The 16,457-nt window shown below is 59.9% G+C and carries 15 protein-coding genes; 4 read left to right on the top strand and 11 right to left on the bottom strand.

Features of this window, described 5'->3' with window-relative positions; translation table 11 throughout:
• Positions 1-39 precede the first annotated feature (39 nt).
• Positions 40-438, top strand: coding sequence for a DUF2057 family protein (locus G505_RS0103090; RefSeq protein WP_028108248.1), 399 nt, complete (start codon positions 40-42; stop codon positions 436-438).
• Between the two features lie 159 nt (positions 439-597).
• On the opposite strand, the gene G505_RS0103095 is transcribed toward G505_RS0103090, so the two are convergent.
• The 7 genes from G505_RS0103095 to rluE form a co-directional block, all read right to left on the bottom strand.
• A complete protein-coding gene (locus G505_RS0103095) occupies positions 598-1,719 on the bottom strand; it encodes a JmjC domain-containing protein (protein ID WP_028108249.1) in 1,122 nt (373 codons plus the stop codon).
• A 47-nt stretch (positions 1,720-1,766) separates the two neighbouring features.
• Entirely contained in the window at positions 1,767-4,820 is a 3,054-nt protein-coding gene (locus tag G505_RS0103100; RefSeq protein WP_245568324.1) for an efflux RND transporter permease subunit, read from the bottom strand.
• Positions 4,808-5,839 (bottom strand): efflux RND transporter periplasmic adaptor subunit, encoded by a 1,032-nt coding sequence (locus G505_RS0103105; protein ID WP_028108251.1) that lies wholly within the window; start codon positions 5,837-5,839, stop codon positions 4,808-4,810. The genes G505_RS0103100 and G505_RS0103105 overlap by 13 nt, the downstream gene beginning before the upstream one ends.
• A gap of 108 nt (positions 5,840-5,947) precedes the next feature.
• Positions 5,948-7,315 carry an adenylosuccinate lyase gene (purB, locus tag G505_RS0103110; RefSeq protein WP_028108252.1) on the bottom strand — a complete coding sequence of 456 codons (1,368 nt, stop codon included), beginning with the start codon at positions 7,313-7,315 and terminating at the stop codon, positions 5,948-5,950.
• Positions 7,316-7,473: 158 nt separating this feature from the next.
• A complete protein-coding gene (hflD, locus tag G505_RS0103115) occupies positions 7,474-8,085 on the bottom strand; it encodes a high frequency lysogenization protein HflD (RefSeq protein WP_028108253.1) in 612 nt (203 codons plus the stop codon).
• An 11-nt stretch (positions 8,086-8,096) separates the two neighbouring features.
• The gene (gene mnmA / locus G505_RS0103120) at positions 8,097-9,200 is read right to left on the bottom strand and encodes a tRNA 2-thiouridine(34) synthase MnmA (protein ID WP_028108254.1); all 1,104 of its coding nucleotides are present in this window, start codon (positions 9,198-9,200) and stop codon (positions 8,097-8,099) included.
• 149 nt (positions 9,201-9,349) lie between these two features.
• On the bottom strand, positions 9,350-9,964 hold the full coding sequence (gene rluE, locus G505_RS0103125; protein ID WP_028108255.1) for a 23S rRNA pseudouridine(2457) synthase RluE: 615 nt from the start codon (positions 9,962-9,964) through the stop codon (positions 9,350-9,352).
• 343 nt (positions 9,965-10,307) lie between these two features.
• Here rluE and icd point away from each other — a divergent pair, with 343 nt between their 5' ends.
• A complete protein-coding gene (gene icd / locus G505_RS0103130) occupies positions 10,308-11,561 on the top strand; it encodes an NADP-dependent isocitrate dehydrogenase (protein WP_028108256.1) in 1,254 nt (417 codons plus the stop codon).
• Between the two features lie 76 nt (positions 11,562-11,637).
• On the opposite strand, the gene cspD is transcribed toward icd, so the two are convergent.
• Positions 11,638-11,844 carry a cold shock domain-containing protein CspD gene (cspD, locus tag G505_RS0103135; protein WP_028108257.1) on the bottom strand — a complete coding sequence of 69 codons (207 nt, stop codon included), beginning with the start codon at positions 11,842-11,844 and terminating at the stop codon, positions 11,638-11,640.
• Positions 11,845-12,042: 198 nt separating this feature from the next.
• On the opposite strand from cspD, the gene clpS reads away from it, so the two are divergent.
• Together clpS and clpA are read left to right on the top strand one after the other, a co-directional pair.
• Positions 12,043-12,357 (top strand): ATP-dependent Clp protease adapter ClpS, encoded by a 315-nt coding sequence (clpS, locus tag G505_RS0103140; RefSeq protein ID WP_028108258.1) that lies wholly within the window; start codon positions 12,043-12,045, stop codon positions 12,355-12,357.
• Between the two features lie 34 nt (positions 12,358-12,391).
• The gene (gene clpA / locus G505_RS0103145) at positions 12,392-14,659 is read left to right on the top strand and encodes an ATP-dependent Clp protease ATP-binding subunit ClpA (protein ID WP_028108259.1); all 2,268 of its coding nucleotides are present in this window, start codon (positions 12,392-12,394) and stop codon (positions 14,657-14,659) included.
• A gap of 82 nt (positions 14,660-14,741) precedes the next feature.
• Here clpA and infA read toward each other — a convergent pair whose 3' ends face one another.
• The 3 genes from infA to aat form a co-directional block, all read right to left on the bottom strand.
• Positions 14,742-14,960, bottom strand: coding sequence for a translation initiation factor IF-1 (infA, locus tag G505_RS0103150; protein ID WP_028108260.1), 219 nt, complete (start codon positions 14,958-14,960; stop codon positions 14,742-14,744).
• Positions 14,961-15,032: 72 nt separating this feature from the next.
• On the bottom strand, positions 15,033-15,731 hold the full coding sequence (locus tag G505_RS0103155) for an arginyltransferase (RefSeq protein ID WP_028108261.1): 699 nt from the start codon (positions 15,729-15,731) through the stop codon (positions 15,033-15,035).
• Positions 15,724-16,437 (bottom strand): leucyl/phenylalanyl-tRNA--protein transferase, encoded by a 714-nt coding sequence (aat, locus tag G505_RS0103160; RefSeq protein WP_028108262.1) that lies wholly within the window; start codon positions 16,435-16,437, stop codon positions 15,724-15,726. Before aat ends, G505_RS0103155 begins: the two co-directional genes overlap by 8 nt.
• Between the last annotated feature and the right edge of the window lie 20 nt (positions 16,438-16,457).

The following is a 16,457-nucleotide window of genomic DNA, read 5'->3' on the forward strand; positions in this document are numbered from 1 at the left end:
GATGAGCCGCAAAGCACGCGCTACAGGGAGAGAACAACAATGCGTACACTGATTGCATCCGCGGCCATGATGATGGCATCCATGGCTTCTGCCAGCACCCTGACCCTGCCTACTGGCTTCTACGCCATGGAGGTGAATGGTGCGCCCGCTCAGCAACAGGGTCGAACCCTGGAATTGGGCGAGGGTAAACAGGTGGTGACCCTGAGGTACATCAACCCCTACATCAGCCACCCCGAGTCCAACGATTTTTACACCTCCAAACCCCAGTATCTGGTGTTTAACGCCGGCCGTGGGGAGATGAAACTGGTGCTGGAAGAGCGTCGCCAGTTTGACCCCTACAAGGGGGACTTGAAGTTCCACATTCAGGCTGATGGTCGAAAGGTGGCGATGAAGCGCTACAGCGGCCACACCGCGATTGCTGCCGCGTTGGCTGACTAGTTCCGCCGGCGACATCTGTCATCATCCGCACGAAAATCTCGGGGAGCCATCGGCTCCCCTTTTTTTATCCCGACTCCGTTCGGCACGTCGTCAACCTGAGGCGCCGTTGCCTGTGACCACCAGCGTCAAACGGCCGAGCCACCATCGGGTGAATTAGGATTACTCCAGGTACCAGTATCCCAGGTTGATGAATTCCAGCAGGCTGGTGCTGTCTGCTCTGTCCGCCAGAAGTGGCGTCAGGGAACCCAAATCCAGACGTGTCCGCTCTCTCAATGGCAGGGCCAGCGCCTCGGTGTTCAGTTGCCAGTGGTGGCCATCCAGGTAGAGGCTGCCGGGCTGGTCTCCCTCCAGCTGCAGCACCTTGAGGCCGCCGATGCGCATCAGCTCCTTGCCCTGCTCCAGGGCTGCGGTAAGCCCGGGCAGGTCCAAGGGCTCTTCCGGGGGCAGGGGATCCAGTTCGAAGCGGCTCTGGCTCAGCAGGGTCCCCAGCATGGGGCGCAGGGTGCTGGGGGCGGCCATCAGCTGGATCATCAGGTCTGCCAGCCCCTGCTGATGATCGCCGCTGATCAGGGAGGCCTGCTCTGGCTCCGAGTCAGAGATGAATCGTTTCTGGCCTGTTCCGGTCTCCTGCAACTGGTCGGCCAGCTGACACAGCAGTTCCTGTTGACTGGGGGCGCGAAACCCCACCGAGTAGGAGAGTGACGGGGTCAGGGTCTGGCCGCAGTGTGGGTAGCCGGGAGGAATGTAGAGCAGGTCCCCGGGGCCCATCTCCACGTCCAGCAGAGGCTCAAAATCCTCCACCAGGGCCAGGGCGCCGCTGCCCTCTCTGGGTTTGTGATCTCCTTTGTCGCCCACCTGCCACCGACGCAGTCCCTGCCCCTGGATGATGAATACGTCGTAGTTGTCGATATGGGGGCCCACTCCGCCACCGGGAGCGGCAAAGGAGGCCATCAGATCATCGAAGCGCCAGTCCGGCAGGAAGCGGAAGCAGGCGGCCAATTCGCTGGCGGCGGGCTCCAGATGGTTGACCGCCTGAACCAACAGCTGCCAGCCGGACTCGCCCAGTCGTTCGAAGTCGGTGACTGGCCCAGATTCACTGCGCCACTGGCCTTTGCGCTGGATCACCAGGCGGCTGCTGACCGACTCTTCGGTGGCCAGGCCCGCCAGTTCATCGGGCGCCAAGGGGTCCTGGAAGTTGGCAAAGGCGGCCTTGATAAACAGGGGTTTCTTCTGCCAGTGGTGGCGAACAAACCCCGGGATGTCGAGATTGAGGTGGTACATGGCGCTCCTTGTCGATCCTGCTCTCAATGAGCCGGGATTATATCCGCTTACCTGGGCGATGGAATACGGAAGAACAGGGCGTAGAGCACCGGCACCACGATCAGGGTAAGCAGGGTGGCAAAGGAGAGTCCGCCCACCAGCACCACCGACATGGAGCGGAAGAAGGCGTCGAAAAACAGCGGCAGCACACCCAGTACCGTGGTCAGGGCGCCCATCATCACCGGCCGGACCCGGCTGGCGGAGGCGTCGATCACCGCCTGGTAGGGGGGCTTGCCCTCATTGATCTCCAGATCGATTTGGTCCACCAGGACAATGGCGTTCTTGATCAGCAGGCCGGAGAGGGAGAGCAGGCCCAGGATCCCCATAAACTCCATCGGCGTGGCGGTGGTCAGCAGGCCGGCGACCACCCCAATCAGGGCCAGGGGCACCACCAGCCAGATGATCACCGGCTGGCGGACGGTGCCGAACAGCACAAAGACGATCACCACCATAAACATGATGCCCAGGGGGATCACCGAGGCCAGGTCCTCCTGGGATTCGCTGGAGTCGCCATACTCCCCGTCCCATTCCAGGGTGTAGCCGTTGGGCAGAGGGATCGCCTCCACCTGACTCCTGATCCGCCCAAGCAGGTCCGATGCCAGCTCGCCGGGGAGTGGATCGCTCTGGGCCTTGATGGTCCACAGCCGATCCTCCCGCTTTATCTGGCCGTCGCGCCAGGTGGTGCGAAATCCCTCCACCACCTGGGTGATGGGGACCGTCTGCCCTGTGGTGGCGCTCAGCACCTGAATGTTCTGAATCCCGTCAATCCCGACCCGTTCCAGGGCGGGGGCCCGGGCAAAGATGGGGATAAGGTCGTCAAACTCCCTGAACGTACCTATCTGGCGGCCGGAGAAGTTGGTCAGCAGCGCCATGGCCAGATCTTCCCGGTTGATGCCGGCTCGCCTGGCCTCTGACTCTGAGTAGAGCGGTTCAATGACGCTGACCGGCTGGCGCCAGTCGTCTTTGATGGCGATGGCCCCGCCGTCGGCGATCATGATCGCCTTGGCCTGATCCGCCAGTTGTCTGAGCCTGGCCCGATCCGGCCCCTTGAAGGTGGCTTCAATCTTGGAGCCTCCTCCCGGGCCCAGCACAAAGCGCCACACCTTGGCCTGGGCGTTGGGAAAGCTCTGGTCGATGTAGTTCTGAACTTTGGGGATCAGGGTATCGTTGCGCCGATAGTCATCCACGCGGACCAGCAACTGGCCGTAGGCGCTGTTCTCCGATTCCGGGGCGTACACCAGCATGTAACGCAGGCCGCCGGACCCTATGGTGGCGTTGACCGATTCCACCCCCTCCTGCGCCAGAATAAAGGCTTCAACGGCAGCCAGATCTTCATAGGTACGCTCGATGTCACTCCCTTGAGGCAACCAGTAATCCACCACCATCTGCGGGGTGGTGGAGGCGGGGAAGAAGCCATTTTTAACGAACTGGAAGCCCCAGCCGGACAGGAGAAATAGGCCAAATACACCGAGTATCAGCAAACTGCGCAGTTTCAGAGACAGTTCCAGGGTGGCTTTGTAGCTGCGGATAAAGCCGCTCTCCTGGGATTGCTGCTGCTGGCCTGGCTGTTCTTTGAACAGCCAGTAGCAGAACAGTGGCGTCAACGTCAGGGCAAATACCCAGCTATAGAGCAGGGAGATGAGAATCACCCAGAACAGGTGGCCGGTGTACTCGGCGGTGTCGCCGGGGGCAAAGCCGATGGGGGCGAAGGCGATGATCCCCACCAGGGTGCCGCCCAGCAAGGGCCATTGGGTCTGAGTGACGATGGTTCTGGCGATCTCGAGTTTCTTGATGCCCCGTTGCATCCCCACCAGAATCCCCTCGGTGACCACGATGGCGTTATCCACCATCATCCCCAGGGCAATGATCAGGGCCCCTAAAGAGATGCGATGCATGGGGATGCCGCCGATGTGCATGGTGGCCAGGGTGGCGGCGATGGTCAGCAGCAAGATGGCGCCGATCACCGTGGCGGATTTCAGCCCCATAAACAGCAACAGGGTAACGACCACGATCACCAGGGCAATCAGCACATTGGCCACAAACCCTTGCACCGAGGCTTCCACCTCCTGCCCCTGGTGATAGAACTGGTTTACCTGGACGCCCCAGGGGCGGCGGCTCTCCGCTTCAGCCAGCTTGGCGTCAATCGCCTTGCCCACCTTGACGATGTTGCTGCCCTGGACGGCGGAGATCCCCATGGCCACCGCAGGCTGGCCATTGAAACGGTAGCTGTGATCCCTGGGGGTCTGGTAGCCGCGCCAGACGTTGGCGATGTCCTTGAGGTAGACCACCTGGCCGTCGGCGGTGGAGGAGACCTGCAGGTTGCGAATGGACTCCACCGAATCGATGTTGCCACTGGGGTAGATGATCACCCGCTTGTCGCCAATCTTCACGTCACCGGCGCTGCTGACGGTGTTCTGACTCTCCAGGGTGGCGTAGATGTTGTTGATGTTCAATCCCAGGGCGGTGGCGTGTGCCCGGGAGATCTCCACATAGATCCCTTCGCTGCGCTCCCCGCCCAGGGTGACCTTGGCCACATCTTCCACCTGCAGCAACTCGCTCTGCAGCTGTTTGGCGTAGTGGCGCAGCTCCGCATCGGAAAACCCCTGGCCGGTGATCAGGTAGTAGAGGCCGTAGACGTCACCAAAGTCGTCCACCACCACAGATTCGTAGGTGCCCGGGGGCAGGTCGCGCTGGGCATCCCGGACCTTGTTTCTGAGCTTGGTCCACACCAGCTGAAGGGCGTCCTTGGTCTTGGAAAATTCATACTTGATGTTGACCTTGATCTCCGACACTCCGTCCGATGAGGTGGACTCTAGGAAGTCCACCTCCTGCATCTCCTGGATCGCCTGCTCCAGGGGATCGGTGACCTCCTCGGCCACTTCCTCGGGACTGGCGCCGGGGTAGAGCGTGATCACCGGTGCTTCCCGGATGGTGAAGTCCGGGTCTTCCAGCCGGGGCATCTCCTGATAGGCGTTCCAGCCTCCCATACACACCAGGATGATGAGGATGACGCTGAACACCTTGTTGCGGATGCTGAACTCTGCCAGGTTCAATCCTGCCATGGTTTCACCTCCATCCCCTCCGCCAGGTAGGTGCCGCCAGCGGCGACTATGGTATCCCCAATCTGCAGCCCCTCCTCGACGGGCACCCGATCACCCACCCCTTCAGCGACCCGGATATCCCGGCGGCTGACGGTGTTGTCCTGCCGATGGTAGAGCCAGACATAGGTTTGTGTGCCTTGCTGCTGTACCGCCTCCAGGGGAATCGCCAGGGGGGCGTTGTCTGCTCCTGGGGGAATGGCTTCCACCGTGGCCAGCATGCCGGGCAGGATCAGCCTGCCCTGGGGGGGAGTGAACAGCCAGGTGACCGGGTAGGTTTGGGAGCTGGGGTCGGCAATCAGGCCGATCTCCTTAAAGCGGGCGGTAAAGCGTTGGCTGGGATCGGCGTTGATGTAGACCTCAATCGTGGGGGGCGCGCCGGTCTTAATTAGCCTGGAGGGCACATTGAAGTTCACCTCCAGCTCCTGGGTATCGATCAACTTGGCCACCAGTTCCCCGGCGGCGATGTTCTGCAGGTTGATCACCGGCACCTGAGCGATGACGCCGGAGAAGGGCGCGTGCAGTACGCTGTCATCCAGGGCTTTCTGGGCGATGCCCAGGTTGGCTTTGGCGATGTCCCGGGCGGAGAGTTGCTTGGTGAGGTCACTCTGGGAGATCAGCCCCTTAGAGGCCACCTGTTCCAGCCGTCGGTACTCCCGCTCGGCGTTGTCGTACTCCGCCTGGGCCGAGGCCAGCTTATTGACGAAATCCCTCTGGTCCAGCTTGGCCAGCAGCTCCCCCTCCTGCACCTGTTGAGCCTCAATGACATTGAGCTCTTTGAGCAAACCACTGACCTGGAAGCTCAGATCCGCGTCCCTGGAGGCGTCCACCACCGCGGGAAACTCATAGATCTGGTTTCGCTGGGCGTCGGTGATGGTAAACAGCTTGACCGGCCGTACTGCCGCGGCGCGTTGTTGTTCCGGTTCCGGGGAGCAGGCGATCAGCAGTGGCAGGCTGAGCAGCAGGGGTTTCAGGGCATTCATCTGGGTCTCCGTCGGCGAAAGCTCTGTGTTTAGCCTAGACGAAGATGTTGGGTGAAAGAGGAAAGAAAAACGCCACCTTAGCGGTGGCGTTCTTAACGGGCCCGGGCGTTACAGCTCTTCGAGGAAACGCTGGGCGCGGCCGATGTAGTTGGCCGGGGTCAGCTGCTTGAGATCCGCCTTCACCTCGTCGGGCAGGGCCAGACCGTCGATGAACTCAGCCATCATCTGCTGGTTGACCCGCTTGCCCCGGGTCAGCTCCTTGAGCTTCTCATAGGGCTTCTCGATGCCATAGCGGCGCATCACCGTCTGGATGGGCTCCGCCAGCAGCTCCCAGTTGCTGTCCAGCTCGGCCAGCAGGCTGGCCTCGTTGACCTCCAGCTTGCTGATCCCCTTCAGGGTGGCCTGGTAGGCGATCAGGCTGTAGCCGGCGCCCACACCCAGGTTGCGCAGCACGGTGGAGTCGGTGAGATCGCGTTGCCAGCGGGAGACCGGCAGTTTGGCGGCCAGATGCTGGAACAGGGCGTTGGCCAGACCCAGGTTGCCTTCGGAGTTTTCGAAGTCGATGGGGTTGACCTTATGGGGCATGGTGGAGGAGCCAATCTCGCCGGCGACCGTCTTCTGCTTGAAGTGGCCCAGGGCGATGTAGCCCCACACATCCCGGTCGAAGTCGATGAGGATGGTGTTGAAACGGGCGATGGCGTCGAACAGCTCGGCGATGTAATCGTGAGGTTCAATCTGGGTGGTCCAGGGGTTCCAGGTCAGTCCCAGACCGGTAACAAAACGCTCGGACATCTGGTGCCAGTCTGCATCCGGGTAGGCGGACAGGTGGGCGTTGTAGTTGCCTACGGCACCGTTGAGCTTGCCCAGGATCTCCACCGCAGCGATCTGCTTGACCTGGCGCTCGAGGCGGATGGCGACGTTGGCCATCTCCTTGCCCATGGTGGTGGGGCTGGCTGGTTGGCCGTGAGTGCGGGCCATCATGGGGATGGTGGCATAGCGCTGGGCCAGGTCCTTGATGGCGTCCACCAGCTGCTGGCAGTAGGGCAGGATCACCGTATCGCGCGCTTCGGTCAGCATCAGGCCGTGAGAGAGGTTGTTGATGTCTTCACTGGTACAGGCGAAGTGAACAAACTCGTTGATGGCGTTCAGCTCGGCGTTGTCGGCGATGCGCTCCTTGATGAAGTACTCCACCGCCTTGACGTCGTGGTTGGTGGTGCGCTCAATCTCCTTCACCCGGGCGGCGTCTGCTTCACAGAAGTTGGCCACGATGCCATCGAGCACGGTCAGCGCCTCTTCGGAGAAGCAGGGTACTTCGTTGATCTCAGGGCAGGCAGCCAGCATCTTCAGCCAGCTGATCTCAACCTGAACCCGGTACTTAACCAGACCGAACTCACTGAAGATGGGACGAAGAGGGGATGTTTTGCTTCCATAGCGGCCGTCAACCGGAGAGATGGCAGAGAGGCTGGAAAGCTCCATTTAGGACTCCTTGGGTACAAAGACAGAGGTTGTGACCCGGGCTCGTGCCAGGGCTCGTTATAGTTGAGGGCAATTCTATCAAAGGCCTGCCCGAGTTTGGAGGGGCTCCAAAAAAAGATGCGCCCTCGGGGCGCATCTGCTGGGGTGCTAACCCTCGGCTATCGCAAGGCCTGCATGGCCGCCTTGACCATGGCGCCCCGTGAGAACATCAGCTGACGGCGCTTGCCACCGAGCTGGCGCCACAGCACCGCCGCACGAACGGCCCCCAGCAGCAGGGCACGGATTCGGGCCTGGTTGCTGCTCTGTTGCAGCTGCTCCGGGTTGCCGACCACCTGAATTTTTGCCCCCAGAGGACTGATGACGTCGCTGTAGATGGAGGCCATGTTGGCCAGCACCTGAGGATCGGTCAGTTCGAAGTGGTGCAGCTGGCGCTTCACCTGGCTAATGCGTTCACCCAGCATCCCCAGGGCAGAGGAGTTCTTGGCCAGCTTGCGCTCCAGGGCCAGGATGCCGACGATGTAGCGGGTCAGGTCCACGTCCTTACGGTTGCCATCGCCTATTTGATCCACCAGGGTGCGGAAGCCGGCATTGAGCTGGTGGCGGTCGTAGACCTCCTCCACGCTGTCCGGGGTGGTGATCATCACCGCGCCGAGGGAGTGGCTCATCGCCTCCTCATCGACCCGGCCATAGCGAGCCAGTTGCTGCACCTGCCATACCGCCTGACAGAGGGCGGCGAAAGCCAGGGTGCGCGCTTGCAGGTTATCTTGCATCTTAAATTCCGTTAGCGAATGACAGCGTCGATGATGCCGCCGCCCAGGCAGACCTCACCATCATAGAATACGGCGGACTGGCCAGGGGTGACCGAGGAGACCGGCTCATCGAACATCACTTCCAAGTCCCCATTATCCAATACCTTGAGGCTACAGGGAATATCCTGTTGGCGATAGCGGGTTTTTACCGTTATCCGGCTGCCATCGGCCGGGCCTGTGCGGTCCACCCAGTGCAGTTGGTTGGCCACCAGGCCCCGGGAGTAGAGTCTGGGGTGGTCGGCCCCCTGGGCCACCAGCAGGACATTGCGCTCCAGATCCTTGTCCACCACGTACCAGGGGTCATCCCCTGAGTTCTTCAGGCCGCCGATCCCCAGTCCTTTGCGTTGGCCCAGAGTGTGGTACATCAGCCCCTGGTGAGTGCCGATCACTTCGCCGTCGACGGTCTCGATGTCACCGGGCTGAGCAGGCAGATACTTGGAGAGGAAATCGGTGAACTTGCGCTCGCCGATAAAACAGATGCCGGTGCTGTCCTTCTTGGAGGCGGTGACCAGATCCTGCTCTTCGGCGATGCGGCGCACCTCGGGCTTCTCCAGTTCACCCACGGGGAACAGGGTCTGACCCACATGCTCGCTGCCCAGGGTGTAGAGGAAGTAGCTCTGGTCCTTGTTGCCATCCAGGCCTCTGAGCATCTGGAAGCTGCCGTCCTCGGCCTGGCGACGGCGCACGTAGTGGCCGGTGGCGATGTAGTCGGCGCCCAGGGCTTCGGCGGCGAACTCCAGGAAGGCTTTAAATTTGATCTCTTTGTTGCACATGATGTCCGGGTTGGGGGTGCGCCCGGCCTTGTACTCCTCCAGGAAGTACTCGAACACATTGTCCCAGTACTCGGCAGCGAAGTTGACGCTGTGCAACTCGATGCCAAGCTTGTCGCACACCGCTTGAGCGTCCGCCAGATCCTGCGCTGCGGCGCAGTACTCTTCGGTGTCATCCTCCTCCCAGTTCTTCATGAACAGGCCCTCGACCTGGTAGCCCTGCTGCATCAGCAGATAGGCGGAAACAGAGGAGTCGACGCCGCCGGACATACCGACGATCACCTTTTTTGAGCTGTTATCTGACATAGACAAGCGAATTCCGGTTAGTGGTGTGGCTCAACAAAAAACGGCGCCCGCAATGCGGGCGGGGCAGAATTTTATCACGAAATGGCCATATGGGGTTAGTGTCGACCCCCTTCAAGGGGGGAAGTGGAGAAACTTCCAAATTGTTGGAACTAATTTTCCAGCAGACGGTATTCTCCGCTGGCCAGTCCGTCCAGGGTCCAGTTCCCCATGCGATAGCGAATCAGTCTCAGAGTAGGGTGGCCGATGTGGGCGGTCATGCGACGAACCTGGCGGTTGCGTCCCTCGATGAGGGTGATCGCCAGCCAACTGGTGGGGATCGCTTTGCGCTCGCGAATAGGGGGGGTGCGTGGCCACAGCTCCTGGGGCTCCGCCATACGCTCCACCTTGGCGGGCAGGGTAGGGCCATCTTTGAGAGTCACCCCATCGCGCAGCTGTGTCAGCGCTTGGTCACTGGGTACCCCCTCCACCTGGACCCAGTAGGTCTTGCTGGTCTTCTTGCCCGGTTGGGTCAGTCTGGCCTGAAGCTTACCATCGTTGGTGAGCACCAGCAGACCTTCGCTGTCCCTGTCCAGGCGACCGGCGGCATACACCCCGGCGACGGGAATGAAATCCTTGAGGGTGGCGCGATTCTGATCGTCGGTGAATTGGGTCAGCACATCAAAAGGCTTGTTGAACAGCAGCACCTGCCTCGGCTCCTGCGGGGGACGAGGGCGGCTAGCCGATGCCGGACGGCGCGGGGATCGTTGGGGTCTTCTCTTTTGCATTCGTTTAGTTTACCCAGCTTGAGAGGGAGGGACTAGGGTATGTGGAGTCTGGCTGGGTGATTTTCCATCGTTTGGCGCGCCGATGCCCGGATTCAGGGTGGCCTTAATGGTGATCTCAGGGAGATGCCGCCGCTGGTTGCCAACATTTAACCGGTGAAAAAACAACCCCTAGACCAAGGTTCAATGGTATGACCCTTATGATGAAGTCATACTCTATGAGGCGAAGTGGTGGCCGTTTCTAATCTGTGCAGTCTGGTATATGATGACGGCGAAATGTGACAAAGCTCATGATTCGGTCGGAAGGGCCGGCCCCCCTACATGCGCAAGGAAAAAGGAGAATTACATGGAGTCCAAGATTGTCGTTCCAGCTGCTGGTGAGAAGATTACTGTTGCCGACAGCGGTGCGCTGAACGTTCCCAATGAACCCATCATTCCATACATCGAAGGTGATGGCATCGGTGTGGACGTGACCCCCCCTATGCGTAAAGTTCTCGACGCTGCGGTAGAGAAAGCCTACGGCGGTGACAAGAAGATTCACTGGATGGAGATCTACTGCGGTGAGAAATCCACCCAGGTCTATGGTGCCGACACCTGGCTGCCTGAAGAGACGCTGGAAGCGGTGAAGGATTACGCCGTCGCCATCAAGGGCCCTCTGACCACGCCAGTCGGCGGTGGTATCCGCTCCCTGAATGTGGCCCTGCGTCAGGAGCTGGATCTGTATGTGTGTCTGCGCCCTGTACGCTACTACCAGGGCACCCCCAGCCCGCTGAAGAACCCTGAACTGACCGACATGGTGATCTTCCGTGAGAACAGCGAAGACATCTACGCCGGCGTCGAATGGCAGGCGGGTACCGCCGAAGCGGATAAGGTGATCAAGTTCCTGACCCAGGAGATGGGCGCCACCAAGATCCGTTTCGAGGAGAACTGCGGCATCGGCATCAAGCCTATCTCCAAGGCCGGCACCGAGCGTCTGGTGCGTGCGGCCATCCAGTACGCCATCGATAACGACCGCGATTCTGTGACCCTGGTGCACAAGGGCAACATCATGAAGTTCACCGAAGGCGCCTTCAAGGACTTCGGTTATGAGCTGGCTCAGCGTGAGTTCGGCGCCGAACTGCTGGACGGTGGCCCATGGTGCAAGATGACCAACCCCAACACCGGCAAGGAGATCATCATCAAGGATGTGATCGCCGATGCCTTCCTGCAGCAGATTCTGCTGCGCCCCGCCGAGTACGATGTGATTGCCACCATGAACCTCAACGGTGATTACATCTCCGATGCGCTGGCGGCTCAGGTCGGTGGGATCGGTATTGCCCCCGGCGCCAACATCGGCGACGGTGTCGCCCTGTTTGAAGCCACCCACGGCACCGCACCCAAGTATGCAGGTCAGGACAAGGTCAACCCGGGTTCCCTGATCCTCTCCGGTGAGATGATGCTACGTCACCTGGGCTGGCTGGAGGCCGCCGACCTGGTGGTCAAGGGCATGGAGGGCGCCATCGCCGCCAAAACCGTGACCTACGATTTCGATCGCCTGATGGAGGATGCCACTTTGCTGAGCTGCTCCGAGTTTGGTGATGCGGTCATCGATAATATGTAAGAGCCTGTGACGCCACAGGCTGCGAGCAACAAAAAAAGCAGACCCTCGGGTCTGCTTTTTTTATTCAGATTCCGCCTTACTTGGCAAGCGTGATGTTGGAGGCGTGCATCCCCTTGGGACCCTCTTCCATCTCAAACTCCACGTGTTGGCCGGCCTTTAGCGTCCGATAACCTTCCATCTGGATGGTGGAGTAGTGGGCAAACACATCTTCACCTCCGGTCTCAGGGCAGATAAATCCGAATCCTTTGGCATTGTTAAACCACTTCACTGTTCCGTTAGCCATACCTCGACTTCCTTCCATTAGTCTTGAATCGTCTTGTAATCGTCTGGTTTCGCCCATATAACTGGTAGTGAGGGCGAGACGTAGCGGCCAACTATTGATGTTGACTCTTTATCTATTAACAAATGAGCAACATGGCCGTCAAGCCCTAAATGAATCACAATCTTCAACAAACCCCTACGGAATGACTAAGCTTTTACAATGAGCAGAGAGACCCTACCAGACTTGGTTGTTGAGAGAGACTCTCAAAAACAGGCTGTGGAGCCGCCACCTCAGTACAAAGTGATACTGAATAATGATGACTACACACCCATGGACTTTGTGGTTGAAGTACTGCAGAAATTTTTTGCCAAGCCCGTCGAGGAAGCGACGGAGATCATGTTGACAATCCACCAGCAGGGAAAGGGCATTTGTGGGTTGTACACCCTGGACATCGCCGAAACTAAGGCGATGCAGGTAAACCGGTACGCTCGTGAACACGGTCATCCTCTGTTGTGCTCAACAGAGCGCGTGTAAATGGCATGTCCAACGTAACTCAGGGGAACTCCATATGCTGAACAAAGACCTCGAACTGACCTTGAACACGGCGTTCCAGCGGGCCAAGAACAGCCGCCACGAGTTCATGACCGTTGAGCACCTGCTGCTCGCCCTGCTGGACAACCCGGCCGCCAAGGAGGCCCTGGAGGCCTGTGGCGCGAAACTCGTGACTCTGCGACAGGAGATCGAGGGTTTTATCGAACAGACCACGCCGCTGATCCCTTCCGATGACGAGGAGAGGGAGACCCAGCCGACCCTGGGGTTCCAGCGGGTGCTGCAACGGGCCGTATTCCATGTGCAGAGCAGCGGACGCAATGAGGTGTCTGGTGCCAACGTGCTGGTGGCCATCTTCAGTGAGCAGGAGTCCCAGGCGGTCTATCTGCTGCGCAAATCCGACGTCACCCGACTGGACGTGGTCAATTTCATCGCCCACGGGGTGGTGAAGGGCGGCGAGGATATGGACGCCGGCGGTGATGACAGCCAGGAAGAGGTTCAGAACGAAGAGTCCGCCGAGGGCAACGAGAAGCTCGAGAACTTCGCCACCAACCTCAATGAGCAGGCCAAAGCAGGCCAGATCGATCCGTTGATTGGCCGCGACAACGAACTGGAGCGCGCCATTCAGGTATTGTGTCGCCGCCGTAAGAACAACCCGCTGCTGGTGGGTGAAGCCGGTGTGGGCAAGACCGCCATCGCCGAAGGCTTGGCCTACCGCATCGTCAATGAGCAGGTGCCCGAGGTGATGGCCGACGCCATCATCTTCAGCCTGGATATGGGCTCTCTGCTGGCGGGCACCAAGTACCGGGGTGATTTTGAAAAGCGGTTCAAGGCGGTGCTTCGCCAGCTGCAGCGCCGTAAAAACGCCATCCTCTTTATCGATGAGATTCACACCATCATCGGTGCCGGGGCCGCCAGCGGCGGCATGATGGACGCCTCCAATCTGCTGAAGCCTCTGCTCTCCAGCGGCAAGCTGCGCTGCATCGGCTCCACCACCTATCAGGAGTTCCAGGGGATCTTCGAGAAGGACCGGGCCCTGGCCCGGCGTTTCCAGAAGATTGATGTAGTGGAACCCAGCGTGGAGGACACCATCCGCATCCTGCAGGGCCTGAAGGAGCGGTATGAGCAGCACCACGGAGTGCGCTACACCCAATCTGCCCTGACTGCGGCGGCGGAGCTCTCCTCCAAGCACATCAATGAGCGTCACCTGCCTGACAAGGCGATCGACGTGATTGATGAGGCGGGCGCCCGGATGGCGCTGTTGCCGCCTTCGAAGCGCAAGAAGACGGTCTCGGTCACCGACGTCGAAGCGATCATCGCCAAGATGGCGCGGATCCCCGAGAAGTCGGTGTCTGCGTCGGATAAGGATCTGCTGGCCAATCTGGACCGCAACCTGAAGATGGTGGTCTTCGGTCAGGATCCGGCCATCGATGCCCTGACCGCCTCCATCCGCCTCTCCCGCTCAGGCCTGGGCAACGAGGATAAGCCCGTGGGCAGCTTCCTGTTGGCCGGTCCGACCGGGGTCGGTAAGACCGAGGTCACCAATCAGCTGGCCAGGCTGATGGGGATTGAGCTGATTCGCTTCGATATGTCCGAGTATATGGAGCGTCACAGCGTGTCCCGTCTGGTGGGCGCGCCTCCGGGCTATGTGGGCTACGACCAGGGTGGTCTGCTCACCGATGCGGTACTCAAGCATCCCCACTCGGTGGTGCTGTTGGATGAGATCGAGAAGGCCCACCCGGATGTGTACAACCTGCTGCTGCAGGTGATGGATCACGGCACCCTGACCGACAACAACGGCCGCAAGGCGGACTTTCGCAATGTGATTCTGGTGATGACCACCAACGCCGGTGTTCAGGAGACCATCCGCAAGTCCATTGGCTTCCGTCAGCAGGATCACAGCCTGGATGCCATGAGCGAAATCAATCGGGTGTTCACTCCTGAGTTCCGCAACCGCCTTGATTCCATCGTCTGGTTCAACCATCTGGATATGCAGGTGATCGCCAAGGTGGTGGATAAGTTCCTGGTTGAGCTGCAGGCGCAGCTGGACGCCAAGGGGGTGACCCTGCAGGTGGATGAGGATGCCCGGGTATGGATGGCTGAGAAGGGGTATGACCAGAACATGGGGGCACGTCCTATGGGGCGCCTGGTTCAGGAGCAGCTCAAGAAGCCATTGGCCAATGAGATCCTCTTCGGGCGTCTTCAGGGCGGCGGTGAGGTGCAGGTGACGGTGGAGTCGGATGAGCTGACTTTCCACTATGCCCCTGAAGAGGTCGCGCAAGCCTGAGTGTCAGCTAAACAAAAAGCCCAGCGTTTGCTGGGCTTTTTTGAATCCGGCGTCGGCCGCTATAGCGGCCTCGCAACAGGGATTAACGAGAACGGAAGACGATGCGGCCCTTGCTCAGGTCGTAGGGGGTCAGAGCTACAGTCACGGTATCGCCAGTGAGGATACGGATGTAGTTCTTGCGCATTTTACCAGAGATGTGGGCGGTCACGACGTGGCCGTTTTCCAGTTCAACACGGAACATGGTGTTGGGGAGGGTCTCCAGGATGGTGCCCTGCATCTCAATACTGTCTTCTTTTGCCATTAAGTGGTTATCCTGTTACGAAACAAAAATCGGGCGTATCATGCCGCAATTTACGGCTAGTGTAAAGTTGGCTTAGGTCAGGGTGTGCCAGCCGCCTGTTGTCAGGGTCTGATAGGGGCGATACTGGGTTTTGTAGGCCATCTTCCGACACTCCTCGATCTGGTAGCCCAGATAGAGAAAATGTTTGCCCTCACTCTTTGCATACTCCAACTGCTTAAGTATACCGCACACCCCTAAAGAACGCTTATCCAAGTCGGGCTCGAAGAAGGTGTAGACCGCAGACAACGCCTGGCTGAGCCGGTCGGTGACCGCCACCAGCACCAGCTTGCCGTCGAGGCGCCCCTCCAGGTACCTCTGCTCGAGCCAGTCGCAGGGGAGGAAGCGGTTGAACTGCTCATCGGTGGGCGGGTACATGGGGCCATCGCTGTGACGCCCCCGAATATACCTGTGGTACAGGGACCGGTGCTCGTCGGTGGGCTGACTGACCACCCGCCAGGTCAGGTCCCGATTTTTGGCCAGGATCCGCCTTTGAGAGCGGCTGGGGACAAACTCTTTCACCAGTACCCTCACCGGCTCACAGGAGCGGCATTCCGGGCAGTGGGGCCGGTAGACGTCGCTGCCGCTGCGGCGGAACCCCAGGGTCATCAAACCTTCGAAGTGACCCGGGTTCATCTTGCTCTGCACGATCAGCAGTTGCTCTTTCTTCTCTGGCCGGTAACTGCACTCGAAGGGTTGGCTCAGCCCCAGAGGCAACCGGCTCACTTCAGACATCCAGATTGATCTCCTGTGGTTGCCAGCGAACCGGATCCACCCGCTGATCCCGGCAGCCGGTCAGCAGCTGCAGAAACGCGTCGCGAGAGAGGCTTTCACTGCCCAGGTTGGTCAGGTGTTCATTGGGCACCTGGGCGTCAATCCACTGTATGTTGCATGACCTCAGGTGGTGGTTCAGGGCCCAGAAGGCAGCTTTGGAGGCATCACTCTGGCGGTGAAACATCGATTCACCGCAGAACAGGCCGCCCACCAGTACCCCATAGAGGCCTCCCACCAGGGTGCCGTTGTGCCACACCTCCACAGAATGGGCCTGACCCAGGCGATGAAGCTCGAGGTAGCCGGCGCGCATCTGGGGTGATATCCAGGTCCCCTCCTGTTTGGTTCTGGGGGAGGCACAGCCATCGATGACCCCGGCGAAATGATGATTGAGGGTCAGTCGCCACCCCATGCGGCGCATGGATCGCTTCAGGCTGCGAGATGGCCGGTGGTTGGCCACCTGAAACACCGCCCTGGGATCGGGAGACCACCAGAGAATGGGTTCATCCGGGTTGAACCAGGGGAAGATCCCCTTTCGATAGGCCTGCATCAACCGTTCCGGCGAGAGATCGCCACCTATGGCCAGCAGGCCGTTGGGTTCGGCCAGCGCCTCCTCCGGTGTGGGGAACCAGTGATGTTCATTATTGAGGTAGCGGACAACCTTGACCATAACGCGTACTATAGAACCTG

This window comes from Ferrimonas futtsuensis DSM 18154 (genome assembly GCF_000422645.1).
Classification (GTDB): domain Bacteria; phylum Pseudomonadota; class Gammaproteobacteria; order Enterobacterales; family Shewanellaceae; genus Ferrimonas; species Ferrimonas futtsuensis.

Excerpts from the sequence above, each read along its gene's own strand:
- G505_RS0103090 (WP_028108248.1), top strand. The coding sequence starts at position 40 with ATGCGTACACTGATTGCATCCGCGGCCATGATGATGGCATCCATGGCT.
- G505_RS0103095 (WP_028108249.1), bottom strand. The coding sequence starts at position 1,719 with ATGTACCACCTCAATCTCGACATCCCGGGGTTTGTTCGCCACCACTGG.
- G505_RS0103100 (WP_245568324.1), bottom strand. The coding sequence starts at position 4,820 with ATGGCAGGATTGAACCTGGCAGAGTTCAGCATCCGCAACAAGGTGTTC.
- G505_RS0103105 (WP_028108251.1), bottom strand. The coding sequence starts at position 5,839 with ATGAATGCCCTGAAACCCCTGCTGCTCAGCCTGCCACTGCTGATCGCC.
- purB (WP_028108252.1), bottom strand. The coding sequence starts at position 7,315 with ATGGAGCTTTCCAGCCTCTCTGCCATCTCTCCGGTTGACGGCCGCTAT.
- hflD (WP_028108253.1), bottom strand. The coding sequence starts at position 8,085 with ATGCAAGATAACCTGCAAGCGCGCACCCTGGCTTTCGCCGCCCTCTGT.
- mnmA (WP_028108254.1), bottom strand. The coding sequence starts at position 9,200 with ATGTCAGATAACAGCTCAAAAAAGGTGATCGTCGGTATGTCCGGCGGC.
- rluE (WP_028108255.1), bottom strand. The coding sequence starts at position 9,964 with ATGCAAAAGAGAAGACCCCAACGATCCCCGCGCCGTCCGGCATCGGCT.
- icd (WP_028108256.1), top strand. The coding sequence starts at position 10,308 with ATGGAGTCCAAGATTGTCGTTCCAGCTGCTGGTGAGAAGATTACTGTT.
- cspD (WP_028108257.1), bottom strand. The coding sequence starts at position 11,844 with ATGGCTAACGGAACAGTGAAGTGGTTTAACAATGCCAAAGGATTCGGA.
- clpS (WP_028108258.1), top strand. The coding sequence starts at position 12,043 with ATGAGCAGAGAGACCCTACCAGACTTGGTTGTTGAGAGAGACTCTCAA.
- clpA (WP_028108259.1), top strand. The coding sequence starts at position 12,392 with ATGCTGAACAAAGACCTCGAACTGACCTTGAACACGGCGTTCCAGCGG.
- infA (WP_028108260.1), bottom strand. The coding sequence starts at position 14,960 with ATGGCAAAAGAAGACAGTATTGAGATGCAGGGCACCATCCTGGAGACC.
- G505_RS0103155 (WP_028108261.1), bottom strand. The coding sequence starts at position 15,731 with ATGTCTGAAGTGAGCCGGTTGCCTCTGGGGCTGAGCCAACCCTTCGAG.
- aat (WP_028108262.1), bottom strand. The coding sequence starts at position 16,437 with ATGGTCAAGGTTGTCCGCTACCTCAATAATGAACATCACTGGTTCCCC.